Below are 24797 nucleotides of genomic sequence, written 5' to 3' on the forward strand. Positions count from 1 at the left end.
CACGGCTGCGGGCCGAACTGGCAGCAAACGCGTAACTACCGCGGCCGTCCGGGAAAGGAGGCTGCGCATCGGGGGGTCTCCTCGTGCCGCGCTAGCGCGCGGACAGGTTGTCGGCGAGAAGCCGGATCAGAGGCTCGCGCCGGGTGCAGTGGGACAGGGCGAACGAGTCGGCGAGCGCGAGCAGTTCGTCGTCGGTCAGCCCGCGGAACAGATCGGCGTACTCGGGGAGCAGCGCCTGTGCGATCAGGATGTGCCGGATGAGGTCGTCGGTCTGGTAGCGGGCGCCCCACGGGTAAGGGTCCCAGCTCGGGAACTCGGTGTCGATCAGCCGGTGCAGCGGCGCGAGCTCGCCCGCCGTCTCCTCCATCGTCGAGCCCCACCGGTCGGCGCCGAGCCGCTTCTTCTTCGCCATGAACGGCCCGAACCGCTCCATGTACGACCCGCCGGCGCAGACCAGGCCCTGCAGGCCGACGTCCTTGTAGGTCCAGATGGACCAGCCGGCCTCGTACGCGTCGAAGATCTCCAGCTGGTCGCGCAGGATCTGGTAGCGCTGCTCGTCCACCGTGGGGTCACCGGTGTAGACGGGCCCGAACTCCCCGACCCAGATCGGCGTGCCGGTCTCCCGCTGGAAGGTGGTGCGGCGGGCGAAGGTGCGCTCCAGCTCGTCGCGATCGCACCACTCGCCTCGGGTGAAGCCCGGGTAGGGGCCGCCGTGGGCGAATCCGGCCAGCGCGTAGTCGTGGCAGACGAAAACGGTGTTCTCGTAGACCTCGTGGAAGACCGAGAAGTCGGTCGAGTAGGTGTTGCCGTCGAGGAACAGCACGTGGGCGGGGTCCACCGCGCGCAGCGCCTTGACCAGACGGTCGTAGAAGGGCCCGACCACCCTGCCGCTGGGGTCGCCCGGCTCGTTGATCGGGTTGTAGCCCGCCACCCACGGGTTGTCCTTGTAGTGGTCGGCCAGCGCCTCCCACAGGTGCACCGCCCGGTCCTGGAAGTGCCGGTGCTGCCAGAAGGAGGCGATGTGGGTGGGGTTGTCGGAGTGCCAGTGCTGGTTCTGCGCCCCCGGGAGCGCGTGCAGGTCGATGACGCTGTAGATGCCGCGCTCACCCAGCATCCCGATCACACGGTCGAGATGGCGGAAGCCGCGCTCGGTGATCTCCATCGGCCGGTCGTCCGTCTCGAAGTGGCGGTAGTTCACCGGGATCCGCACGCAGTTGACGCCTGTGTCCCGCAGCAGGTCGGCGTCGGCCTCGGTGAAGAACGAGGTGAGGAAGCGCTCGAAGAACAGCTCGTAGCGTTCCTCGCCGAGCGCTTCTCGCACCGCCGCGCGCATGGAGGACTCGTCGGCCGCGTAGCCGGTGATGAAGTTCTCCATGTTGAGCCAGCCGCCCAGGCCGACCCCCCGCAGCCGGACCGTGCCGCCCGTCTCGTCTACCAGCCGGGATCCGGACACACGCAGCAGCGTCATCGACTCTCCTCAATCTCCGAAAATCCTCGAAACCGGCGGCGTGGCCGGAGGGCGACGGCCCCGCTTCTCCACGGCGACCCGCTGCTGAAAAGTTTCGGCCAGTATCCGAATGTTTCGTGGTCCGGAGGATAAGTAAAGCTGACGTTGAGCGTCAAGGGCGCTGTCGGCTTGATCACGACGGTCAACCGTCCCATCAGGAGGAACCGGTTCAGGTATCCCGAAAGTTTCGGCTACGATCTGCTTCATGCCAGTGAAAAGGCGGGTGACCATCGCCCAGATAGCGGAGGAGGCCGGAGTCTCCGTTCCGACCGTGTCCAAGGTGATCAACGGCCGTCCCGAGGTGGCGCCGGAGACCCGTCAGCGGGTGGAGCGCCTCCTGCAGAAGCACGGCTACCAGCGCAGGACGGGACAGGGCGACGGCCCGGTCGGTTTACTGGACCTGGTGTTCGCCGAGATCGAGAGCCCGTGGGCCATGGAACTGGTGCGCGGGGCCGAGCAGGCGGCGCACGAGGCCGCCGCGAGCGTCGTGATATCCGTGCTGCACACCCATGCGGGCCCCGGCCGTGACTGGCTCGAGCGCATCGCGGCGCGGCGCACGGACGGCGTGATCATCGTCAGCTCCCGGCTCTCGGTGCGGCAGCAGGGCCAGCTCAGCGCCCGCTCGATCCCGTTCGTCGTCGTCGACCCCGAGGGCGAGCCGCCGCCCGGCGTGGCGTCGGTCGGCGCGACCAACTGGCACGGCGGCCTGGCGGCCACGCGCCACCTCCTCGACCTCGGCCACACCCGGATCGGCATGATCGGCGGTCCGCCCGACATGCTCTGCAGCCGGGCCAGGATCGACGGCTACCGCGCCGCGCTGGAGACCGCCGGGGTGTCCATCGACCCCGAGCTGATCCGGTACGGCGACTTCCTGGTCAACTCGGGCCACGACGCCGGTCACGCGCTGCTCTCGCTGGACAACCCCCCGACCGCCATCTTCGCCGGCAGCGACATGCAGGCGTTCGGCGTGTTCGAGGCGGCCAGGCAGCGGGGCCTGCGGGTGCCCGAGGACCTCAGCGTGGTCGGCTTCGACGACCTGCCGCTGTCCCGGTCCGCGTGGCCACCGCTGACCACCGTGCGCCAGCCGCTGGAGGAGATGGCCGCGCTGGCCGCGCGCATGGTGCTGGCCATGGGCCGGGGCGAGAACACCGAGGCCCGCCGTGTCGAGCTGTCCACCGATCTGGTGATAAGGGAGAGCACCGCGAGTCCCCGGTGAAAGCCCGGTGGAACGATGAAACCGGGACCGGTCCCATGATCGTCCAAAATGGGAGCGCATGGACGAACGGGGGCGCGATGGCCGACGGACACGCTAAGGTTTCTGCGGATATCGCCGGGTTCGCGGGACGGGGCTGACGGTTGCGGAGTTGGGGTGGAGCGGCCGTCACGGCATTCGCCGCGGCACTCATGCTCCTGGGAGGTTCCGGGTCGGCGGCCCTTGCGGCGCCGGCGCGTGACGAGGCCGGGACGGTGCGGACCACGGCCCACGGGGCGAGCGGAACGCACGCGGTGACCTCCTCGGAGTCATTGGTTCCCCGCATGACCTGGGCGGCGGCGCCGTCCGTCGAGGAGCGGCCCTGCCCGGTCGCCGTGCCGTCCGGCACGACCTGCGGCTACCTGCTCGTCCCCGAGCGGCGCGACGTCCCGAACAGCAGGACCATCAAGGTCGGCTACGCGGTGCACCGCGCGCCGGAAGCCCAGGGGCAGGCCGCCGACCCGGTCGTCTACATGAGCGGCGGCCCGGGATCGGCCTCGCTCCAGCTCACCGGATTCCTCACGCAGATGCTCCCCGGCCGTGACGTGGTCGTCCTCGAACAGCGCGGCGGACGCTACTCCGAGCCCAGGCTGAGCTGCCCCGAGATCGCCCGCGGGATCGTCGACACCCTGCGCACGCCCGGGCCGGGGGCGGCCGAGAACGTCGCGCTCGCCCGGCAGGCGGAGGCCTGCCAGTCGCGCCTGGAGGCGGAGCACGTCGACCTGCGCGGCTACCGGACCGCCGAGATCGCGGCCGACGTCGTGGACCTGCGGGCCGCGCTCGGCTACCCGGGGTGGCACCTGTTCGGCGTCAGCTACTCCACCCGCCCGATGCTGCTGGCGGCGGCGCGCGACCCGGAGGGCACCCGGGGGGTCGTGCTGGACTCCCTGCTGCCCGCGCGCGCCCACTGGTACGACGAGGCGGCCGGCACGCTCGCGGCGACGATGACCAAGCTGGGGATCGCCGCCCGGTTCGACGCCATGGTGAAAGCGCTCGACGCCCGCCCCGCGACGTACGAGACCCGGGACCCGCTCACCCGGGAGCGGCTGACCGTGCGGCTCAACGGGGACGACGTGGCGACGATCCTCGCCGAGGCGCTGCACGAGACCGACGTGATCCCGATCGTGCCGGCCCTCGTGGACGGGCTGGCCTCCGGCCGCGCCGAACTGCTGCAGCCCCTGGTCGACGCGGCGGGCGACGGGCTGACCTCGCACGAGTGGGGGCTGTACTACGCCGTCCAGTGCCAGGACGAGGTGCCGGACAACACCTTCCCCGAATCGCGGGGCCCCCGCCTGTTCACCGGGGTCGTCGACGCGGCGATCTGCGACGCCTGGGGACTGCCCGCCGCGCGGGCCGAGGCCGACGCGCTGACGCCCGGCGCGACCGGCGCGACCGTCGCCCCCGCCTCCGCGCAAGGCGAGACGGGAGGCACGGCGGCCGGGGGCACGGCGGAAAGCACGGTGGCCGGGAGCACGGCCGCCGGGAGCGGGGTCCCGCCGATCCTGGTCCTGGGCGGCCGGTACGACCCCACCACCCCGCCCGAGGCCGCGCGTGAGGCGGTGTCGGCCGTGCCGGGCGCGCGGTTCGCCGAGTTCGCCGGGACCGGGCACGCCGTGTTCCTGTCGAACGGCTGCGCACGGCGGATGATCGCCGCGTTCCTCGACGACCCGGCCGCGACTGCGCCCGCGTGTGACCCCGGCGCCGCGCCGCACGCGCTCGTGCGGCCGGGCGACCTCGCCCTCACCTCCTCGGTCTACCGGATGCTCCGGTCGCCGATCCCGCTCGTGGTCCCCGCCGCCTTCCTGCTCGTGTCGGCCGTCCAGCTCCTCGCTGCGCTGGTCTCCCTGATCCGCAGGCGCGGCGGCGCGCTGAGCGCGCTCGCGGGGCTGACGGGGGTCGCACTGGGCGGGCTGTCGGCGCTCAGCCTGTCGGCCGTGGAGGATTGGACGACGCTGGCGATCGGGGTGCCGCACGCCCTGGCGTGGTACGGCCTGCTGGCCCTCGTCTCCACGGGACTGTCGGTCGTCGAGGCGTTCCGGCTGAACGCCGCCGCCGCCCGGATCGTCCCCGCCCTGACAGGCCTGGCGTTCCTCGCCTGGCTGTACGGCTGGCTGCTCGCCTGATCAAGCAGGCCTCAAGAGAGAGTTAAAAGGAAAGTTTCTTATTAGAGAGCATTGACGGAGCAGCTCACACCGGCTTACCTTCCGATCAATCCCCTGGGGGCGGGGTGTGGAACGTCGGCACTTCGCCTGTCGGAGGTGTGGCTGTGCGCCTGTCCCTGTTCTCCCGGACCGCACTCGCGGTCTGCCTCACGCTCGCCGCCGGGGCCGCGGTGCTCGGCGGCGGCACCGCCGGGGCCGCCGCCGGCGACGAGGCGTGCCGGCCCGACGGGCTCTACCGGACGCCCGGGGTGGACGTCCCCTACTGCCTCGCCTACGACGAGAACGGCCGGGAGAAGATGGGCGCCGGCCATCCGCGCCGTATCATCGGCTACTTCACCGGCTGGCGCGACGGATCCAACGGGCAGACCCGCTACCTCGTGACGGACATCCCGTGGGGCAAGGTCACCCACATCAACTACGCGTTCGCCCACGTGGGGCCGGACAACAAGATCTCCGTCGGCTCCGGCACCCCGAAGAACCCCGCCGTCGGGATGACCTGGCCGGGCGTCGCCGGCGCGGAGATGGACCCCGCCTACTCCTTCAAGGGCCACTTCAACCTCCTCGCCAAGTTCAAGAAGCAGCACCCGGACACCAAGACGCTGATCAGCGTGGGCGGCTGGGCCGAGACGGGCGGTTACTTCGACGACGCGGGGAACCGGCAGGCGAGCGGCGGCTTCTACACGATGACGTCGACCCAGGCGGGTATCGACACGTTCGCGGACTCCGTCGTGTCGTTCCTGCGGACGTACGGCTTCAACGGGGTGGACGTCGACTACGAGTACCCCACGTCCATGAAGGACGCGGGCAACCCGCTGGACTGGCCGGCCGCCAACGCCAGGCGCGCCACCCTCATGAAGGGCTACGCCGCGCTGATGAAGACGCTGCGGGAGAGGCTGGACGCCGCCTCCGCCGCCGACGGCAGGTACTACATGCTGACGGTCGCCGCGCCGTCCAGCGGCTACCTGCTGCGCGGTATGGAGACCTACCAGGTCACGCAGTACCTCGACTACGTGAACATCATGTCCTACGACCTGCACGGCGCGTGGAACAAGTACGTCGGCCCCAACGCCTCGCTGTTCGACGACGGCAGGGACGCCGAACTCGCCGCCGCCGGCGTGTACGGCACCGCGCAGTACGGCGGCATCGGCTACCTGAACACCGACTGGGCCTACCACTACTTCCGCGGCGCCCTGCCGCCGGGCCGCGTCAACATCGGCCTGCCGTACTACACCCGGGGCTTCAGGAACGTGCAGGGCGGCACGAACGGCCTGTGGGGCACGGCCCCCTCGTCCACCTGCCCGGCCGGGGCCGGCCTGACGAGCTGCGGTGACGGCGCGGTCGGCATCGACAACCTGTGGCACGACCTCGACACGGCCGGCAAGGAGTCGCCCGCGGGGTCCAACCCGATGTGGCACGCCAAGAACCTGGAGAAGGGCGTCCTCGGCGACTACCTGGCCTCCTACGGCGTCACCGACACGTCGCTGACCGGCGCCTACACGCGTCACTACGACTCCACCCTGGTCGCGCCGTGGCTCTGGAACTCCGCCAAGAAGGTGTTCCTGTCGACGGAGGACGAGCAGTCGGTGGGGGCCAAGGCCGACTACGTGATCTCCAGGGGCCTCGGCGGCACGATGGTCTGGGAGCTGGCGGGCGACTACGGCTGGAACGCCGCCAAGGGCCAGTACGAGCCGGGGTCCACGCTGACCACGCTGATGTACGACAGGTTCAGGACCGCCGCGCCGTACGGGAACGTGCGGGCGACCACCCCGATCCCGGCGCAGAAGCTGGACGTCTCGGTGGAGTTCCGCGACTTCGCTCTGGGCGACAACAACTACCCGATCAACCCGAAGATCCACATAACCAACAACTCGGGTCTGACGCTGCCGGGCGGGACGGAGTTCCAGTTCGACTACGCGACCTCGGCGCCGGGCAACGCGGCCGACCAGTCGGGCTTCGGCTCGACGATCGTCCGCAGGGACCACACCGCGCCGAACAACGTGGGCGGCCTGAAGGGCGACTACAACAGGGTGTCGCTGAAGCTGCCGAGCTGGCAGTCCCTCGCGCCGGGCGCCTCGGTGGACGTCGCCTTCGTCTACTACCTGCCCACCTCCACCCCCTCCAACTGGACGGTCTCCTTCGGCGGCACGACGTACGGGATCACCCAGGACCTGGCCAGGGGCGGCGTGACGGCCTCCCCCTCCGTGTCTCCCCCGGTGTCCCCCTCGGCGTCGCCGTCCGCGTCCCCGTCGGCGTCCCCGTCGGTGTCCCCGTCGGCCGGCGCGTGCACGGCGCCCGCATGGTCGTCCACGACCGTCTACACGAGCGGCCTCGTCTCGTACGCCGGGCACACCTGGAAGGCGCAGTGGTGGACCCTGGGCGAGACGCCGGGCACCGCGCAGGTGTGGCTGGACCAGGGCCCCTGCGCGTCGGCGTCCCCTTCGGCCTCGCCCTCCGCGTCCCCCAGCGCGTCGCCCAGCGCCTCACCGTCCGTTTCGCCTTCGGCCTCGCCCTCGGCGAGCCCGGGTCCTCCAGCCTGGACGGCCGGCACGGCGTACGCGGCGGGCGTACGGGTGACCTACGGCGGCGTGGTCTACCAGTGCCGGCAGCCGCACACCGCGCTGGCGGGCTGGGAGCCGCCGAACGTTCCCGCCCTCTGGACCAGGATCTGACCCCACCCGTGCCCGCACGTCCCGCGGCGGCGTCCGCCCGGACGTACGGCCAAGCCTCCGGGCCGGGCCGGACCGGTGACACCGGCACGGCCCGGAGCCGATGCCCGGCGGTCTCCAGCCCCTCACCAGGGCGGGAGACCGCCGGGCGTCACACTGTCTTGCTCATGCCGCCCCGGCGCTTCGGGCACGGCGCGCCACGTGCCGGGTGACCAGCAGCATCGCCCCGACCGAGGCCAGCATGCCGGCGACGATGACCGGCACGACGGCCCCGAACCCGTAGGCGCCGGCGACGAGACCGAACAGCGGGGGGCCGAGGAGCGCGCCCACGCTGCCCATCTGGGCCACCATCCCGGTGCCCACGTCGGCGTGGTCGAGACGCTCAAGCACCAGGGGCAGGGCGGCGAAGCCGAGGGCTCCCAGCAGGCCGTTCTCCAGGGAGACGACCCCCGCGCCGGCCGCCGCGGCGGCCAGGGGCCCGTCGGCGACGTAGGTCAGCCAGGCGGCCGGCACGACCAGCAGCCCCGACGCGGCGAGCGCCGCGAGCGGCACGCCCCGCCGGAGCAGGACTCCCACGGACAGCCCGCCGAGAACGCCGGCGAACGAGATGGCGGAGGTCAGGGCCCCGGCGGCGCCGGCCGAAGTCGCGTGCCTGTCGATCAACAGCGTGGGCAGCAGCACGACCACCGGCATCGTCACCAGCACCATCAGGCAGAAGGACGCGGTGAGCAGCGCGGGCCACGCCAGCGCCCGCGCGCCGGGCACGGGCCCGGCGGCAGCGCCGGAGGCGGACGGCCGCGGCAGCCGCATCCGGACGGCCACCGTCGTCAGCAGCGTCAGCCCCGCGATCAGCAGCACCCAGCCGCGCCAGCCGAGGGCCTCCCCGGTGGCGCCGCCGGCGAGCGTGCTCACTCCGATGCCGACGGGGACGAACGTCGCCCAGACGGACAGGGCGAGCCCCCGGTCCCGCTCCTCGGCGAGATGGAGGATCAGCGCCGGGCAGGCGATGGTGACCACGAGATATCCGGCGCCCTCGGCGACGCGGGCGGCCAGCAGCCAGGCGAAGCTCCCCGCGGCCGCGCTCAGCGCGCTCGCCGCCGCCATCAGCGCCAGGGCGGCGACCAGCGCCCTGCCCGTGCCGGACCGGTGGACCAGATATCCGGCGGGCAGCCCGGCGACGGCCCCCACCCCGACCACCGCCGAGATCACCCAGCCCAGTTGCGACAGCGACAGCCCGAGTTGCTCGGCCATCGACGGCCCGACCGAGGAGAACTTGCCGTAGCTCATCGCCGCCACGACGCCGGCGAGGTAGACGAGGAGGATCGTCAGCCATGGCGAGCGCCGCACCGGCGCCGCGTTCCGCTCGGATCCGCCTACCGTCGGCTGAGGGGTCATGGCTCTCCTTCGTGGCGGTCGTCACCGCGGACGTACGGGCCCATCGGCGAATTCGGCTTGTTGTTCACTCAATCAGGAGAATGCGTACGCCGCCTGGCGCATCACCGGAACCGATCACCACGGCACCGTCCGCAGCCGTCGCCGGTCCGCGGTGGCGTGGGAGGCTCCGATCAGTGGGACCATGGCTGGGTCTGCGCCCGGTGAAAAGGAAGGCAAGGCAGGTGGACCAGGTCGCCCGGATGTGCAACGACGCCCCGGCCCCGCGCATCGGCCGGCGAACGACCGGACGGACCGCTCCGGCGGCGTCACGCGCCGTCGCGCCGCGTAACCGTCTGCGGCTGCTCGCCGCGCCGCTGCTGGCCCTGCTCGCGGTGCTGCTGGTCGCGACGCCCGCACGGGCCCACGACGTGCTCGTCGCCAGCGACCCCAAGGACGGCGCGGCTCTCGGCGCGATGCCCGCCGCCGTGACGCTCACGTTCAACCAGGTCGTGCGCCGCGACTACGCGAGGATCGCCGTCACCGGCCCGGACGGCGCCCACTACGAGCAGGGCGAGGTCAGGGTGGACGGCCCGCGTGTGTCCATCGGCGTACGGACGGGCACCCCTGCGGGGGCCTACGTGATCGGCTACCGCATCGTGTCGAACGACGGTCACCCGGTCACCGGCACCGTGAAGTTCAGCGTGACCGGTGCGGGCGCGGCTCCCGGGACGCCCTCCCAGCCGACGGATCCGCCGGCGGCCGGCGCGACGACCGGCTCCGGCGCGTCGTCAGGTCAGGGCGGCGGAAGCTGGGTCTGGGGGCTGCTGGCCGTCACCGCCGCCCTGCTGGCGCTGTGCGCGCGCGTGCTCGTCAAGCACGACCGCCGGCTGCGCGAGGGGACGGTGCCGGCTCCCTCGGCTCCCCCGGCGGCGGACACGGCAGCGGACACGGCGGCGGACACGGCGGCGGGGCCGACTCGGGCGGCCTCTCCTGCCGGCACGGCGGGCGGCACGAAGACAAGCGGCACGGCGACGGGTGGCACGGCATGACCGCGACCTCGGAGCGCCGCGTCCCGGCACGCCGGTCCGAGCCCGGAGCGGAGCGGGCCCGTGCCCGGGTCCCGGCGGCCGGGCTGACCGCCGGCGGCGTCCTCGCGGTCGTGATCGCGACATGGCTCACGGTGCCCGGGTCCGTGCCGGGGCTCCCCATGCCGGGCACGATCGTGCAGTACGGCCTGCCGGTCGTCCGCCTCGTGCTCGACCTGGCCGCCACCGCGACCGTCGGGCTCAGCCTGCTCCCCAAACTCCTCGGCTTCGACGACCCGGACAGGACCGAGCCGGTCGCCGTCAGGGCCCGGCACTGGGCCGTGCTGTTCTCGCTGGTCTGGTGTGCGGCGGCGCTGACGTCGGCCGTCCTCAGCGCGGCCGAGATCACTCCGGGCAGCCTTCCCGACGTGGCGACGTACGTCGACGGCATCGGCGCCGGGCAGGGCATGATCGTGAGCGCGTCGTGCGCCCTGGCCAGCGCCGCCGTGGGGATGCTCGCGGTGCGGTTCGGTGAGAAGGTCCCGGCCGAGTTGCGGGTGCTCGTCGCCGGGTTCGGGCTGCTGCCGCTCCCGGTCACCGGTCACGCCTCGAACTGGTACTGGCACGACCTCAGCATGGTCTCGATGGAGTTGCACGTCATCGGCGCCTGCGCCTGGGTGGGCGGCCTGGTCGCGCTCGCCGTCCTGTTGCCCCGCCACCGCGACCTGCTCGCCCGCACGTTGCCCCGGTTCTCCCGGCTGGCGACGTACGCGCTGATCGTCGTGGGGCTGTCCGGGCTCTTCAACGGCCTGGTGGAGCTTCTGCTCACGCCCGGCGAGAGCTTCCCCGCGTCACTGTTCACCACGGGCTACGGCCGGCTCGTGGTCGCCAAGACGGTGTTCACCGCAGTGATCGCGATGCTGGGGGCCAACATCCGCTGGCGGCTGCTGCCCGCGGTCACGCGTCAGGCCCCGGCGGCGTTCGCCGCCTGGGCGGCCCTGGAGCTGACCGTGATGGGCCTCGCGTACGGCGTCGCGGTCGCACTGACCAAGGCTCCCGTGGCCTGACCCACGGCCCTGCCTGACCAGCGGCCCTGCCCGGCCGGTGCTGCCCGGCCGGTGCTGCCCCGGCGCCCGGACCTATCCGGCGCGCGCCAAGGCCGGGCACCTGCCGCGACTCACTTTCAGAACACGGACACCAGGACGCCGAAAAAGGGGCCGCCCCGCGAGGGAGCGGCCCCTTGGCATCAGGCCCGGCAGAACCCGCCAGCGCGGACCCGGCGGCCGTCAAGCGGCCGGGTCCGGCACAGCGGGCAGCCGTCAGGCCGTGGGCGCGGACCCGGCGGCGGGCGCGGACACCGACTCGGGCGCCGCCCCCGACACCGCCTCCGGCACCGCCGTCGACGCGGCATCGAGCGGCGCGTCCGGCTCGGCCGCGATCTCCCTCTCCCCGGCCCGCCCCTCCTGAGCGATCCTGTCCTCCGCCGCGGCGGCCGTCAGGCCCTGGCGGCCGGCGAACCACTCCAGCGCGTACCACACGACGGCCAGCGCGGCGAGCGCCGCCGGCCAGAACTCCGGCGCGTACGGCGGGGCCTCCAGCATCCGGTCCTGCGCCAGCAGCCCGCCGTACACGCCCGCGGTGGCGAGCACCGCGCCCGCGAGCGGCCGCAGCAGCCTGACCGGGACCAGGAAGGCCAGGTCGACGCAGAGGCCCGCGAGCAGGAAGAAGAACGGGATGGTCGACGGGGGGAACCCGCCGCCGACGAGCAGCGGCCAGATCAGGCATCGGTAGGCCACGTACGACGCGGCGACGGCGGTGGCGGTGAAGCGCCGGCCGATCATGACGCGGGCGAAGACCAGGATTCCGATGCCCACCACGCCCGCGTACACGGCGTAGACGACGTCCGGCACCGGCAGCGAGAACTGGAGGACCATGGCGCGGTCCACGGCCTGCCCCATCTGGTCGGCCGCGAAGTTGAGCAACGTCGGCTCGGCGTACGGCTGCCCCCGGTCCCAGGAGGCCAGCTCCAGCACGCCGTACTCCTGCTGCAGCTCGGGGAAGTGCGCGTTCTCCAGGAAGAACGCGAACAGGCCGCCCAGCACGAGCACGCGCCGCCTGCCCGAGATCGCCGCGTAGCGGCCCGAGCCGATGTACCAGCCGCGGATCACCCCGGCGAGCATCAGCGCGGTGCCGATGTACAGCAGCGCGTGGGACGGGCTCCAGGCGGTGATGTCGATGCCGTTGACCCGGTGGTTGATCAGGTCGAGCGGGATCGCGATGAGGAAGACCCCGGTGCCCCAGACGATCAGGCGGGAGGCCGTGCGGTCCACCCCGTAGCCGGTGTACCAGTGGACGATGGTCAGCGCCACGGCGATCACCGTGCCGGCCGTGTTGAGCAGGTGCGGCGGGGCCAGGTCGTCGCGCAGCCACTTGAAGTGCCACGACACGTCCCAGCTCGACCCGAGCACCTTGAGGACGAACGCCGCGAGCCAGCCCAGGTAGAGCACCCGGAAGAGGTCCTCCGGCGTCCGCCTGCCCGCCTCCCCTCTCGTCCAGTAGGGAAGGGCCCACTCGATCGCGCGAGCGGGGACTTGCTTGAGCGGCGTTCCATTCACGCGCGAAATGATGCCGCTCCCCATGGTGGGGCGCAATCAGGGATTACCCCGATCCATCATCACGATTCGTACCGGTGATCGGGTATGGACGGCGAGGCACGGTCGTCCACAGGCGCGGCGGGCTCCTCAGCTGTCTCTCAGGAGTGACGAGTAGCATCTCGACATGGCTTTTCCGGGTGGGCGGCGTGCCCTCGCGATCGTGGTCTCGCTGGTCATCCTGATGGCCGCGGGCGTGACGTGGGCTCTGTGGCCCTCCGACCCCGTGGTGAAGGGTCGTGACCTGGTCATCCCCGTCATGGACGGACCGGCGGACGACCAGCGCGTCGACCTCGACGCCACCTTCTATCCCCCGGCCTCCGGCGGCAGGGCTCCCGCCGTGCTGCTCGCCCACGGCTTCGGCGGCAGCAAGGAGAGCGTGCGTGAGCAGGCGGGGCGGCTCGCGGGGCAGGGCTACGCCGTGCTCACCTGGTCGGCGCGCGGGTTCGGCCGCTCGACCGGGCAGATCGCGCTCAACTCCCCCGACTACGAGGTCAAGGACGTGCGGGGGCTGATCGACTGGCTGGCCGGGCGGCCCGAGGTGCGTCTCGACGGCCCGGGCGACCCGCGCGTCGGGATCGCCGGCGGCTCCTACGGCGGCGCGATCGCGCTCATGACCGCGGCCTACGACAGCCGGGTCGACGCGATCGTCCCCCAGATCACCTGGCACGACCTCGCCGACGCGCTCTTCCCCGACGCCTCCGGCAAGGGGCCGGTGAACGGCGTGTTCAAGAAGATGTGGGCCGGTATCTTCTTCACCTCCGCGGCCGACCGGCTGGCCCCGGGCGGCGGCTCCGGCGCGGGCGGTCTCGCCGGCCTCGCCGGCGCGGCCGCGCAGCCGCCCGGCGGATCCGGGGGCAGGGAGGCCGGGCAGGGGTCCGGGCAGGCGGCCGCGGCGGCGCCCGGGCCCGACCAGGTGCGGTGCGGGCGGTTCCTGCCGCAGATCTGCGAGATGTACCAGAAGGTGGCCGAGACCGGCCGGGCCACCCAGGAGGCGGTCGACCTCCTGCGGCGGTCGAGCCCGGTCTCGGTGCCCGGCAGGATCAGGGTGCCGACGCTGCTGCTCCAGGGCCAGCGCGACTCGCTGTTCCCGCTCTCGCACGCCGACGCCAACGCCCGCGCGATCGCCGCCACCGGCGCTCCGGTCGAGGTCGCCTGGTTCAACGGCGGCCACGACGGCGGCGACGGCGAGGCCGACTGGCTGTCCGGCCGTACGACCGGCTGGTTCGACCGCTATCTGAAGGGGACGGGCTCCCCCGCAGGCGACGGCGGCTCCGCGGCGTTCACCGTGACCAGGGACGGCGGGCGCGACCCGGGCACGCGCCGGCCCGTGCTCCTGCACGCGACCGGGGACCGCTACCCGGGCCTGACGGGCGCGGAACGGACCACCGTCGCCCTTGACGGCCCCCAGCAGACGATCGCCAACCCGGCGGGCGGGTCGCCCGCGTCGATCTCGGCCGTCCCCGGCCTCGGCGGACTGCTCGGCGGCAACGGCGGCGCGTCGATCGCACTGGACATGCCCGGCCAGGCGGCCGTCTTCGAGTCCGCCCCGCTGGCCAGGCCCACGCAGGTCACCGGCAGCCCGACCGTCACGATCAAGGTGTACGGCACGGGCGAGGCCACGCTGTTCGCCAAGCTCTACGACGTCTCCGGAGGATCGCTGCCGGTGCTCCCGTCGAGCCTGGTCGCACCGCTGCGGGTCACCGCGAGCGAGGCGGGCACGCCGGTCACCGTGACGCTTCCGGCCATCGACCGGCGTTTCGACGCCGGGCACAGGATGCGGCTGGTGGTGTCCACCACCGACCTCGGGTACGCGACGCCCGCCGCCCCCGCGGTCTACCGGGTCGCGCTGGACGCCCCCGCGCTGGAGCTGCCCGGGGACGCGGCGCTGCGGACGCCCGCCACCGGCCCGGCGTGGTGGACGTGGGCCCTGCCGCTCGCCGCGATCGTGGTCGCCGCCGTGCTCCTGCTGACCGGCAGGACCAGGCGCGGCACGCACGCGGGCGACGTCCCCGACGCGGAGTCGGCCGAGGTGCCCCTGGTGATCAGCGGGCTGGGCAAGCGCTACCGCAACGGCGAGAAGGCGGTCGACAGCCTGTCGTTCCGCGTGGAGAAGGGCCAGGTGCTCGGCCTGCTCGGGCCGAACGGCGCGGGCAAGACCACCACGATGCGCATGCTCATGGGCCTCATCCACCCCGACGAGGGCGAGATCCGGATCTTCGGCCACCGCGTGCGCCCGGGCGCTCCGGTCCTGTCGCGACTGGGTTCGTTCGTCGAGGGGCCCGGTTTCCTGCCGCACCTGTCCGGCCGGGCCAACCTGGAGCTGTACTGGCAGGCGACGGGACGACCACCGCAGGACGCCCACATGGAGGAGGCGCTGGAGATCGCCGGGCTCGGCGCGGCCCTGGAGCGCGCGGTGCGCACCTATTCCCAGGGCATGCGCCAGCGCCTGGCCATCGCGCAGGCCATGCTCGGCCTCCCCGACCTGCTCGTGCTGGACGAGCCGACGAACGGCCTCGACCCGCCGCAGATCGCCGAGATGCGCCGGGTGCTCAGGGCGTACGCCGAGCGGGGGCGCACCGTCATCGTCTCCAGCCACCTGCTCGCCGAGGTCGAGCAGACCTGCAGCCACGTCGTCGTCATGCACCGCGGGCGGCTGGTGTCGGCCGGGCCGGTCGGCGACCTGCTCGGCACCGCGACGGCCGTCAACGGCGGCGGGCCACGCCTGGAGGACGTGTTCCTCGACCTGATCGGAGAGAGCCGTTGAGCCCGAATCGACCGGCCCCGGACCTGACCGGAGACGTTCCCGCCGGTGGGCGCGCCGCGCCGGTCGCCCAGGACGGACCGGACACGCGCGGGGGCGAGGCGGGAGGCCGGGCGCCCGGCTACGCGCCGGGGCGCACGCTGCCGCTCCGGGTGGAGTTCGTGCGGCAGTTGCGGCGGCGCCGGACCATGGGGATGTTCGCCGTGCTCCTCGCCCTGCCGTGGGTCCTGGTGGTGGCGTTCCAGTTCGGGCCGGCGGGGCGGGGCCAGAGCAGCCTGCGGCTGTCGGACCTCGCCACGGCGGGCGGGCTCAACTTCGCGGCGTTCGCCCTGTCGGTGTCGGCCAACTTCCTGCTGGTCGTCGCCGTGGCCCTGTTCTGCGGCGACACGGTGGCGAGCGAGGCGAACTGGTCGTCGCTGCGCTACCTGCTCGCGGCGCCGGTGCCCCGCGACCGGCTGCTGCGCCAGAAGCTGGTGGTGGCGCTGGCGTACTCGGCCGCCGCGGTGACCGTGCTCCCGCTGATGGCCCTGCTCGCCGGCACGCTGGCCTTCGGATGGAACGACATCACCGTGCCGGGGACCGGCGAGGTGATCCCCGCCGCCGACGTGCTGCCCAAGTTCGCCGTCGTGATCGGGTACGCCCTGGTCAGCCAGCTGGTGGTGGCCTCGGTCGCCTTCCTGTTGTCGGTCGGCACCGACTCCCCGCTCGGCGCGGTCGGCGGGGCGGTCGGCCTGGTGATCGTCAGCACCATCCTGCAGGCGGTCGAGGCGCTGGGCTCGCTGCGCGAGTTCCTGCCCACCTTCTGGAACACCGCGTGGCTCGACGCGCTCGCGCCCGAGCCCGACTACAGCGGCATGGTGAAGGGCGTCGCGGTCTCCGTGACCTACTCGGTGATCCTCGTCGCCCTGGCCTTCCGCCGTTTCCGGCGCCGGGACGTCGTGTCCTGACCGTCCGTACGGCCGTGGGCGGCGCCCGCCGTGCCGGTTAACCGGTAGGCCGGATATCCGGTGGCATGGTGGCGGAATGGAGGCTGGCGGCGCAGACGGGGCCGGCGCGGCCGGGCGACAGTGATGTATGCCGGTGCGCGAAGCCGAGACGTCGACACCGGCCTCCGGCCCGCACACGGTGACCGGGGCCGCTCCGGCCCGGTCCACGATCTGCTCCACGGCGCGACGCGGCCTCGGCCGGGCGGAGGTGAAGGCATGTCAGGCATCCCCGGGAACGGGGCGGGCATGGGGCCCGCCCATCCCCTCTCCCTGGTGGCCGCTCCGGTGACGTCGCCCGAGCGGCAGGGTCTCCCTCCCGCCGAGGAGCACGCCGCGCCCGGCGTCGCGGAGATCCTTCCGCCCGGAGCGCCGGCGGACGCGCCGCACGTCCTCCACCGGCCCGCCCTTCCCCAGGACCGAGGGCCGGTTGAGGAGGCCGGGCGGGAGCCGGGTGTCGACGCCGAGTGGCTCTCCCGGGCCCTGGCCGGCGCGCTGCGGCAGCTGAAGGCCCACCGCGTCCGCCTCGATCACCTGCTCCAAACGCAGCGCCGGTTCGCCTCCGACGCCTCGCACGAGCTGCTCACGCCGATAGCGGCACTGCGGCTGCAGTTGGAGGAGGCCCGGCTGCACCCCGACAAGACGGTGCTGCAGGAGCTGCTCCGCGACTCGCTGGAGGATCTCGACCGCCTCCAGGCGATCGTCGCCGATCTGCTCGTCCTCGCGAGGATCGGGAGTGGTCCGCCGGGCGCGCCGGTCGGGACGGATCTCGCCGAGGTGGTTCTGGCCGAGGTCGCCGGCCGCCGCCCGCGGCCGTGCATCACGACACGGCTCGCCGCGAACCTGCCGGTCGGCGCGGCCGACCACGAGGTCCGCCGCCTGGTCCGCAACCTCCTGGACAACGCGCAGTGCCACGCGATCGACCTGGTGCTCGTGGAGACGCACCGGGACGGCGAGTTCGCCGAGCTGAGCGTCGACGACGACGGCGACGGCGTCGCGCCGGCCGACCGCGAGCGGGTCTTCGGGTGGTTCACCAGGGCGGACGGCGCCCGCAGCCGCGTCCACGGGGGCACCGGGCTCGGCCTCGCGATCGTGCACGACATCGCCGAGTCGTACGGCGGAAGCGTCGGGGTCACCGACTCGGCGGCGGGCGGGGCACGTTTCCTCCTCCGCCTTCCCCTCGCCGAGCAGGCGCTGATCGCCTGAGCGAGCCCCGGGGTCAGGATCAGGGTCAGGCCGCCTCGGCCCGGGCCGGCACGGGGATGACGGCCGTCAGCCTCGTGCCGCCGCCGACAGGGCTGTCGAGCTCCATCCTGCCGCCGAGCGCCTCGACGCGGTCCCGCAGGCCGATGAGACCCGACCCTCGCCGGCAGTCGGCGCCGCCGATTCCGTCGTCCTGGACCGATATGCGCAGGCACCCGTCGTCCGTCCCGGCCTCGACCCGCACCACGCCGGCCCCGGCGTGCTTGGCGACGTTGGTCAGCGCCTCGGACACGACGTAGTAGGCCGCGACCTCGACGCGCTCGGGCAGGCGCCGGTCGGTCCGTATCCGCAGTTCCACGGGCACGGCGGAGCGGCGGGCCAGCATCTTCAGTGCGGGTCCCAGGCCTCCCTTGGACAGGACGGCGGGGTGGATGCCGCGGGACAGCTCCCGCAGGTCGTCGAGGACGACGTTGAGGTCGTCGGCCGTGCGGGACAGCCGCCATCTCACCTCCGTGAGGTCCGGCGGCACGGCGGCCCGCGCGCTGCGCAGCTCCAGCCCGAGCGAGACGAGACGCTGCTGGACGCCGTCGTGCAGATCGCGTTCGATGCGGTGCCTGACCTCGTCGGAGGCCACGACGACGCGGGCCCGGGAGGCGGCGAGATCGTCGCGGGCCTGGGCGTTGGAGATCGCCGTCGCGAGCAGCTCGGTGAAGTTCGTCATGCGCCTCTCGACGCCGTTGACGGCGGCGAAGCTTGTGCGGGAGAGCGCGACCATCACGCCCCACAGACGGCCCTCGACGGTGATCGGCGCGCCCAGGGCGCAGGAGATGCCCGGGTCCGGGGCCCACGCCGCGAGCCCTGGAGGCGACCCGTGACCGGCCTCCAGACGGCACGGCCGCCCGGTCCGGAGCACCAGGTCGGAGATGCTGCCCTCGCGCATCGGCCGCGCCGCGTCCCTGTCCGGCCTCGGGTCCGAGCGGCGTTCGCTCCAGGAGCTGACCAGGATCATCGTGCCGTCGGGTGAGTATCGCTCGATGAGCGCGTAGTCCGCGTTCAGCATGCGGCCCATCTCCTCGGTCACGGCGTCGAAGACCCCGACCGACGAGAGCCCGCGGGCGACGAGCGTCGCGACGCGCCGCAGGGCGGCCTGCTCCGTGACGACCCGGCACAGCTCGTCGCGGCTCGCCTCCAGCGCCCGCCCGACTCTCTCGCGCTCGGCCGCGGCGAGCAGCAGCGCCTCCAGGGAGGGCACGACGTGGCGCCTGAGACGGCGGGTCACGGACTCGTCGACCCCGGCGGGCACGACGAGGGTGCCGAGCCGCTCGCCGTCCTTCCCGAGCGGCAGGGCGATGTGGTCCCCGTCGCCGGCCACCTCCCCGGCCTCGATCGACAGCCCGGGCAGTCCCAGTCCCTCGGCCAGGCGTCGCGTCACGGTGGGCAGCGCCGAGCTCAGGTGCGCGGCGCCGAGCAGGGCCCGTGCCACGGCGGCGCCGAGATCCGCTTCCCCGAGGCGTTCCTCCGCCTCGATCACGAGGGATCGCAGCAACGACGCGGCGGCGCTCACCAGCAGTGCGACGACCAGGAAAACCAGGATGCGCGCCCAGGACAGGTCGTTGAGCGGCGTCACCCTGTGAAAAGGAGGCACCTGAAAGAAGTCGTAGGCGAGACCGCTCGCCAGCGCCGTGGCCACCCCGAGGACCGGCCCCCAGCCGTACGAGACCGCCAGAACGCCGAGCAGGTAGACTACGCCGAAAGGGCTGCCGGGCGCCACGTGTCTCAGCCACAAGGTCAGCAGGGTCTCCGCCACTACGCACAGGGCGCTGACGAGGATGCCCAGCGGCCATGGCGGGCGCCTCGCGGGTAGCAGCGGCAACAGCCGCATGCGCATATCTCCAGGCTACGCCACGAACGCCCCGGACACCCGCGTCCGGACCACGGCCCCTCGGAGGATCCACGGGACGCCGACCATACGGAGCCGGTGGCCTCCGCGCCACACGGGCGGCCGGCGGCATGCCTCACCGCCCCTCACCCGGGGCCGCCGCCCACGCGTGAGGGGCGAGGCGCGCGACCGAAGCGAAAGGGCGGCGTGACTGGTGGACGAGGCCCGGATGCGAGTGGTGATCGCCGACGACGACGTCCTGCTGCGCGAAGGACTGGCGAGCCTGCTGCGGCAGGAGGGGTTCGAGATCGCCGGTCAGGCGGGCGCCGCGGACGAGCTGCTCGCCCTGGTCCGCCGGCATCGTCCGGATCTCGCCGTCGTGGACATACGGATGCCTCCCACGTACGACGCCGAGGGCGTCGAGGCCGCGTCGGCGATCCGCGCCGAGTTCCCGGAGACGGGCGTTCTCCTGCTGTCGGCGCACGTGGAGGTGGAGGAGGCGCTGGAACTGCTCGCCACCGGTCACGGGATCGGCTACCTGCTGAAACGCCGGGTGACCAGCGTGGCCGACCTCGTCGAGGCGCTGGAGCGGATCGCGCACGGCGGGTCCGTGGTCGATCCCAGCCTCGTCACCGAGCTGTTCTCGGCGCGTCACCGGCACGACCCGCTGGAGCACCTCACCGAACGCGAGCGGGAGGTGCTCGCGCTGATGGCCGAGGGCCGGTCGAACTCCGGGATCGCGCACAAACTCTGGATCACCGAGGGCACGGTCGAAAAGCACGTGCGCAGCATCATGTCCAGGCTGCGGCTGCCCGAATCGGAGGACGACCACCGTCGCGTGCTCGCGGTACTGGCCTATCTCGACGCCCGCTGAGGCGGCACGCATCCGCCACGCGCGGCCGGCGCGGGCGCTCAGCGCGGGCCTGCGGCCACGATCTCGGCGATCGCCCTGCCCGAGAGCGCCGGCTTCGGCAGGAAGGCCGCGGCCGGGCTCGCCGCGATCATCTCGGAGAAGTCGCTCTCCTCGTAGGCCGAGATCAGGATCACGTGCGGCGGATCGGTCACCCGCACCACCAGCCGGGCCAGGTCGAACCCGCTCTCCACGCCGAGATCGATGTCGACCAGCACCACGTCGGGCCGCGACTCCTCCAGGCGGCGCAACGCCTCCGCGCTCCCCGAGGCCGTGCCGACGACCGCGAGCCCGTCCGCCTCCAGCAGCAGCCGCGCCGCTTCCTTGAAGTGATCGCTGTCGTCGACGATGAGGCATCTCAGGGGCACGGACCCAGCATCGCAACCGGGGGCCGCTCCGTCATTGCAGCTAGCGGGCATGTGCGGGGCGTGGAACCCGCCGGCTGAGATGGCGGCTGCCCGCGCAGACGCGCGCCGTCGCGCCCGGGATCCTGGTAGAGCAAGGGGGCGTGGAGCCCGCCCTGGGAGGGAGAGGAGACGAGATGCCCGGCAGTCTTCGCCAGGATCCACCGGCAGGAGGGCGCGCCGGCGCCCGGTACCTCGCTCCGGCCTGGGAGACCGTCTCCGGCACCGCCACGAGCTCTCGCGCCGATCTGACGGATCCGCGTCCGCGGAAGGCTGCCGGCACCTCCTCCATCCTCATCGCCGACGACGGCCAGGAACTGCACGTCGTCGTGGACGGCCCCGTCGGCACAGGCCTCACACTGGTGTTCTGCCACGGCCTGTCCCTCAGCCTCGACTGCTGGGAGAACCAGCGGAGGGCCTTCGTCAGCCGGGCCGGGGTCGTCCTGTACGACCAGCGCGGGCACGGCCGCTCGGGCCGATGCCTCCCCGGGACCGCCACCATGCGCAGGCTCGGCGAGGACCTCCGGCTGGTCCTGGAGGAGGTCGTCCCCCCGGGACAGGTGATTCTGGTCGGGCACTCGATGGGCGGCATGGCGATCATGGCGCTGGCCCGGCGGCACCCGGAGCTGTTCGGCCGCCGGATCGCCGGGGTGGCGCTGCTGTCGACCGCGGCGGGCGGCCTCGCCGGGCTCACCTTCGGGCTGCCGGCGTACGGCGCGAGCCTCCTGCGGCCCTTCGTTCCCACGGCGCTCCGGCTGCTGTGCGCGGGCGGTTCCGGCGGCCTGTGGGGAGGCCTGTTCGGCTTCTGCGGTCTCCACCGTGGCGCGGCCGCCGGCCGCGGGCGTCACATCGTCGACGCTCTCCTCCGCGCGATGGTGCTGCACTACTCCTTCGCGTCGGCGGTTCCCGCCGATGTGCGCCTCGCCGCCACCCGGATCATCAGCTCCGCCTCGGTCGGGGTGGTGCGGGACTTCTACCCCGCCCTGATGGCCCACGACGAGTTCGCGGCGCTCGCCGTCCTGCGCGCGGTGCCCACACTGATCATGGTCGGCGGGGACGACCTGGTCACCCCCGCCCCGCACAGCGCGGCGATCGCCGCGGCACTGCCGTCGGCCGAGTTCGCCGTCCTCCCCGGCACCGGACATGCCGCGATGCTCGAACGCCCGCTCAGCGTGAACGCCGCACTCGGCCGCCTGGTGCGCCGGGTGCCGCGCCGGGGCGCCCGGCCGGAGCGGTCCGCCCGGGAACCGGCCGCCCGCGACGCGGCCGTCGCCTGCTGAGCTGACAGTTCCCGTGCCACGAGGATCGAGGTGACCCGCATGTGCCCGCACGACCCGCCGTGCCCGTCGGCGTACGCTCGCGATCACGACGCGGCCCGTCTGGTGGCCTTCCATCCCGAGCAGGGATGGGGACTGCTCTGCAACGGCGTCGTGGTGTTCGAGGACACCGGCGAACTGCTGCCCGACGGCCGGAGTCTCCCCGCGCACCGGGGCTGCTGCGCGCAGGCCGCGTGAGCCGGGTGGTCGCGACCTATTCCCAGTGAGGGGGGCGTTCCTCGAGCAGGCGGGAGACATTGGAGTCGGAGCGCCATTCGCCCCACCCCAGGTCGGTGTCGTCGCTCGTCTGGTCAGGCAGCACCGGCAGCCCCTCGTCGAAGAGGTCCACCGGACGCATGTCATCCGGATGCTGCGCACTCACGCGCCCAATGCTACTGGCATCGCCGCGTCCCGTGGAGCCGGTGCGGCCGCCGGGGGCGGCGCGCCGGTCCCCCTTCCCGGAAGGGGAGATTCGCCCCGTCTCGCCGCCGGGCAAAGGTCACGCCCGTACCACCAGACAGCCAACCACACCCAAAGGTACGATGCGGGAGCAGGGAGCACGCCGGACGAACCCCCCGTGAGGCGGCATGGCAACGCCAGCAGGATGGCGGCAAGAGGGCAACCTGCCCGTGGAGCTGACCAGCTTCGTCGGGCGGACGCGACTGCTCGCGTCGCTCAGGCAGAAACTGCAGGAGCACCGGCTGGTCACCGTCACGGGCATCGGCGGGGTCGGCAAATCCCGCACGGCGCTGCGTCTCGCCCACCAGGTGCGGCGGCAGTTCCGGGACGGCGTCTGGTACGTCGACCTGGCCCGGCTGCAGGACCCGGCGATGGTGTACCACACGATCACCGCCGCGCTCGGCATCGCCGACCAGTCGCCGCGCGAGGGCTCCGACACCCTCACCGAGTGGCTCGCCGACCGGGAGCTCCTGCTCATCCTGGACACCTGCGAGCACCTGGTCGACGCGTGCGCCCGGCTCACGCAGGACCTGCTCGACACGGCGCCGCACCTGCGCATCCTCGCGACGAGCCGGCGGTCGCTGAACGCGCCGGGCGAGTACACGGCCGCCGTGCCACCGCTGTCGGTGCCCGGCGACAACCCCTCGGAGAGCCCGTTCACCAACGAGGCCGTCGAACTGTTCGGCACGCGGGCCTCCGCCGTCGTGCCCGACTTCGTGGTGGACGAGGACAACGTCACGGCCGTCGCCGAGCTGTGCCGCCGCCTCGACGGGATCCCCCTGGCCATCGAGCTGGCCGCCGTCCGCCTGCGCACGCTGTCGGTCGAGCAGATCCTCGCCCTGCTCGCCGACCGGTTCAGCCTGCTCGCCGGGGCCAGCCGTACGGCGCTGCCGCGGCACCAGACGCTCCGCGCGGCGATCGGCTGGAGCCACGAGCTGTGCGAGCCGGCCGAGCGGCTGCTGTGGGCGCGGCTGTCGGTGTTCGCCGGCGACTTCGAGCTGGACGGGGCCCGCCATGTCTGCGCCGGCGACGCCCTGCCCTCCGAGCGGATCCTCGACGTGATCGGCGGCCTGGTCGACAAGTCGGTCCTGCTGAGCTTCCCCACTCCGGCCGGCCAGCGCTATCGGCTGATCGACACGCTGCGGCAGTACGGCGGCGAGTGGCTGGACAAGCTCGGCGAGACGCAGGACCTGCGGCGCCGTCACCGCGACTACTACCTCCAGCTCGCCGAGCGCAGCGAGCACTCGTGGTCGGGCCCGCGCCAGGTCCACTGGTACACCCGGATGCGCCAGGAGCACGACAACATCCGCGTCGCGCTCGACTACTGCCTGTCGACCCCGGGCGAGGAGCGCGTCGGCCTCGAACTGCTGTCGGCCCTGTGGTTCCTGTGGGTCGCCTGCGGTTTCGCCCGCGAGGGCGTGGTCTACCTGGACCGCGCGCTCAAGGCCAGCCCCTCGCCGAGCAAGGAGCGCTGCAAGGCCCTGTGGGTGCTGGCCTACATCCGCAGCGCCCAGGGCGACATGGCGGGCGCGCTCGCCGCGGCCGAGCAGTGCAGCACCGACGCGGTACGCGTCGGCGACTCGGGCGCGGTGCTGCTCGCGACCAAGATGCAGGGCACCGCGGCCATGCTGCAGGGCGACGCGAAGAAGGCCACCGCGCTGCTCGGCGTCGCGATCGAGTTCCACCGCGGCGGCCGTGAGCTGAACCCGGGCCTGCTGCCGGCGATCGTCGAGCTGTCCATGGTGCTGCTCGCGCAGGGCGATTTCACGGAGGCGGAGACGCTGCTGGTCGACTGCCTGCAGGTCTGCCAGGAACGCGGTGAGCTGTGGCTGCGCTCTTACGCCTGGTACGTCTCCTCGCTGGTCCACCGGGCCACCGGCCGGCGCGACGAGGCGCTGGTGGCCTGCAAGGAGTCGCTGCGCATCAAGAGGCACTTCCACGACGTGCTCGGCATCGTCCTGTGCGTGGACAACCTCGCCACGCTGAGCCTGGAGGCCGGCGACCCGGAGCGGACCGCGGTCCTTCTCGGGGCGGCACAGGCCAACTGGCGGACCTTCGGGCTGCCGCAGTTCGGGTCGCCGTTCTTCACGACCGAGCACGAGCAGTGCGTCAAGGAGTGCAAGAAGCTGATCGGCGACGCCGCCTACGAGGAGGCGTACACCGTCGGGACCCGGTACAGCCTGGGCGACCTCGTCGAGTACGCGCTGGACGACCTCGACGGCTTCGACCTCGACTGACCGGG

Annotated in this window: 18 protein-coding genes; 12 read left to right on the forward strand and 6 right to left on the reverse strand. The window is 73.0% G+C overall.

Annotation, left to right across the window (positions count from 1 at the left end; all coding sequences use genetic code 11):
* Window positions 1-91: 91 nt before the first annotated feature.
* The gene (locus tag ACWEQG_RS07570; protein WP_452282646.1) at window positions 92-1468 is read right to left on the reverse strand and encodes a glycoside hydrolase family 5 protein; all 1377 of its coding nucleotides are present in this window, start codon (window positions 1466-1468) and stop codon (window positions 92-94) included.
* Between the two features lie 244 nt (window positions 1469-1712).
* On the opposite strand from ACWEQG_RS07570, the gene ACWEQG_RS07575 reads away from it, so the two are divergent.
* The 3 genes from ACWEQG_RS07575 to ACWEQG_RS07585 all read left to right on the forward strand — a co-directional run bounded on the left by ACWEQG_RS07575 (window position 1713) and on the right by ACWEQG_RS07585 (window position 7590).
* Window positions 1713-2723, forward strand: a complete 1011-nt coding sequence (locus ACWEQG_RS07575) for a LacI family DNA-binding transcriptional regulator (protein ID WP_169980060.1) — start codon at window positions 1713-1715, stop codon at window positions 2721-2723.
* Window positions 2724-3043: 320 nt separating this feature from the next.
* Entirely contained in the window at window positions 3044-4882 is a 1839-nt protein-coding gene (locus ACWEQG_RS07580) for an alpha/beta fold hydrolase (RefSeq protein ID WP_452282648.1), read from the forward strand.
* Between the two features lie 143 nt (window positions 4883-5025).
* Window positions 5026-7590, forward strand: coding sequence for a chitinase C-terminal domain-containing protein (locus ACWEQG_RS07585; RefSeq protein ID WP_452282650.1), 2565 nt, complete (start codon window positions 5026-5028; stop codon window positions 7588-7590).
* Window positions 7591-7752: 162 nt separating this feature from the next.
* On the opposite strand, the gene ACWEQG_RS07590 is transcribed toward ACWEQG_RS07585, so the two are convergent.
* Window positions 7753-8982, reverse strand: a complete 1230-nt coding sequence (locus ACWEQG_RS07590; protein ID WP_452282652.1) for an MFS transporter — start codon at window positions 8980-8982, stop codon at window positions 7753-7755.
* 221 nt (window positions 8983-9203) lie between these two features.
* On the opposite strand from ACWEQG_RS07590, the gene ACWEQG_RS07595 reads away from it, so the two are divergent.
* Complete coding sequence (locus ACWEQG_RS07595; RefSeq protein ID WP_452282654.1) at window positions 9204-10010, forward strand: copper resistance CopC family protein; 807 nt, start codon at window positions 9204-9206, stop codon at window positions 10008-10010.
* Window positions 10007-11053: a copper resistance D family protein gene (locus ACWEQG_RS07600; protein WP_452282656.1), complete on the forward strand. Its 1047-nt coding sequence runs from the start codon at window positions 10007-10009 to the stop codon at window positions 11051-11053. Before ACWEQG_RS07595 ends, ACWEQG_RS07600 begins: the two co-directional genes overlap by 4 nt.
* Window positions 11054-11305: 252 nt before the next feature.
* Here ACWEQG_RS07600 and ACWEQG_RS07605 read toward each other — a convergent pair whose 3' ends face one another.
* A complete protein-coding gene (locus tag ACWEQG_RS07605; protein ID WP_452282658.1) occupies window positions 11306-12601 on the reverse strand; it encodes a hypothetical protein in 1296 nt (431 codons plus the stop codon).
* Window positions 12602-12764: 163 nt separating this feature from the next.
* Between ACWEQG_RS07605 and ACWEQG_RS07610 the strand changes: the two genes are divergently transcribed.
* From ACWEQG_RS07610 to ACWEQG_RS07620, 3 genes are all read left to right on the forward strand, one after another.
* On the forward strand, window positions 12765-15404 hold the full coding sequence (locus ACWEQG_RS07610) for an alpha/beta fold hydrolase (protein WP_452282660.1): 2640 nt from the start codon (window positions 12765-12767) through the stop codon (window positions 15402-15404).
* Window positions 15401-16348, forward strand: coding sequence for an ABC transporter permease (locus tag ACWEQG_RS07615; RefSeq protein WP_452282662.1), 948 nt, complete (start codon window positions 15401-15403; stop codon window positions 16346-16348). The genes ACWEQG_RS07610 and ACWEQG_RS07615 overlap by 4 nt, the downstream gene beginning before the upstream one ends.
* Before the next feature lie 255 nt (window positions 16349-16603).
* Window positions 16604-17590 carry a sensor histidine kinase gene (locus ACWEQG_RS07620; RefSeq protein ID WP_452282664.1) on the forward strand — a complete coding sequence of 329 codons (987 nt, stop codon included), beginning with the start codon at window positions 16604-16606 and terminating at the stop codon, window positions 17588-17590.
* 25 nt (window positions 17591-17615) lie between these two features.
* Here the strand turns inward: ACWEQG_RS07620 and ACWEQG_RS07625 are convergent, their stop codons facing one another.
* Window positions 17616-19475 (reverse strand): sensor histidine kinase, encoded by a 1860-nt coding sequence (locus tag ACWEQG_RS07625; protein WP_452282666.1) that lies wholly within the window; start codon window positions 19473-19475, stop codon window positions 17616-17618.
* A 220-nt stretch (window positions 19476-19695) separates the two neighbouring features.
* Here ACWEQG_RS07625 and ACWEQG_RS07630 point away from each other — a divergent pair, with 220 nt between their 5' ends.
* Window positions 19696-20340, forward strand: a complete 645-nt coding sequence (locus ACWEQG_RS07630; RefSeq protein ID WP_452282668.1) for a response regulator transcription factor — start codon at window positions 19696-19698, stop codon at window positions 20338-20340.
* 38 nt (window positions 20341-20378) lie between these two features.
* Here ACWEQG_RS07630 and ACWEQG_RS07635 read toward each other — a convergent pair whose 3' ends face one another.
* A complete protein-coding gene (locus ACWEQG_RS07635; protein WP_452282670.1) occupies window positions 20379-20744 on the reverse strand; it encodes a LytR/AlgR family response regulator transcription factor in 366 nt (121 codons plus the stop codon).
* 173 nt (window positions 20745-20917) lie between these two features.
* Between ACWEQG_RS07635 and ACWEQG_RS07640 the strand changes: the two genes are divergently transcribed.
* Window positions 20918-22060, forward strand: a complete 1143-nt coding sequence (locus ACWEQG_RS07640) for an alpha/beta fold hydrolase (RefSeq protein WP_452282672.1) — start codon at window positions 20918-20920, stop codon at window positions 22058-22060.
* 39 nt (window positions 22061-22099) lie between these two features.
* Window positions 22100-22294, forward strand: coding sequence for a DUF5999 family protein (locus ACWEQG_RS07645; RefSeq protein ID WP_452282674.1), 195 nt, complete (start codon window positions 22100-22102; stop codon window positions 22292-22294).
* A 16-nt stretch (window positions 22295-22310) separates the two neighbouring features.
* Here the strand turns inward: ACWEQG_RS07645 and ACWEQG_RS07650 are convergent, their stop codons facing one another.
* Window positions 22311-22478, reverse strand: coding sequence for a hypothetical protein (locus ACWEQG_RS07650; protein ID WP_363470658.1), 168 nt, complete (start codon window positions 22476-22478; stop codon window positions 22311-22313).
* 205 nt (window positions 22479-22683) lie between these two features.
* On the opposite strand from ACWEQG_RS07650, the gene ACWEQG_RS07655 reads away from it, so the two are divergent.
* The gene (locus ACWEQG_RS07655) at window positions 22684-24792 is read left to right on the forward strand and encodes an ATP-binding protein (RefSeq protein WP_452282676.1); all 2109 of its coding nucleotides are present in this window, start codon (window positions 22684-22686) and stop codon (window positions 24790-24792) included.
* Window positions 24793-24797: the final 5 nt, after the last annotated feature.

The organism is Microbispora sp. NPDC004025 (genome assembly GCF_053604425.1).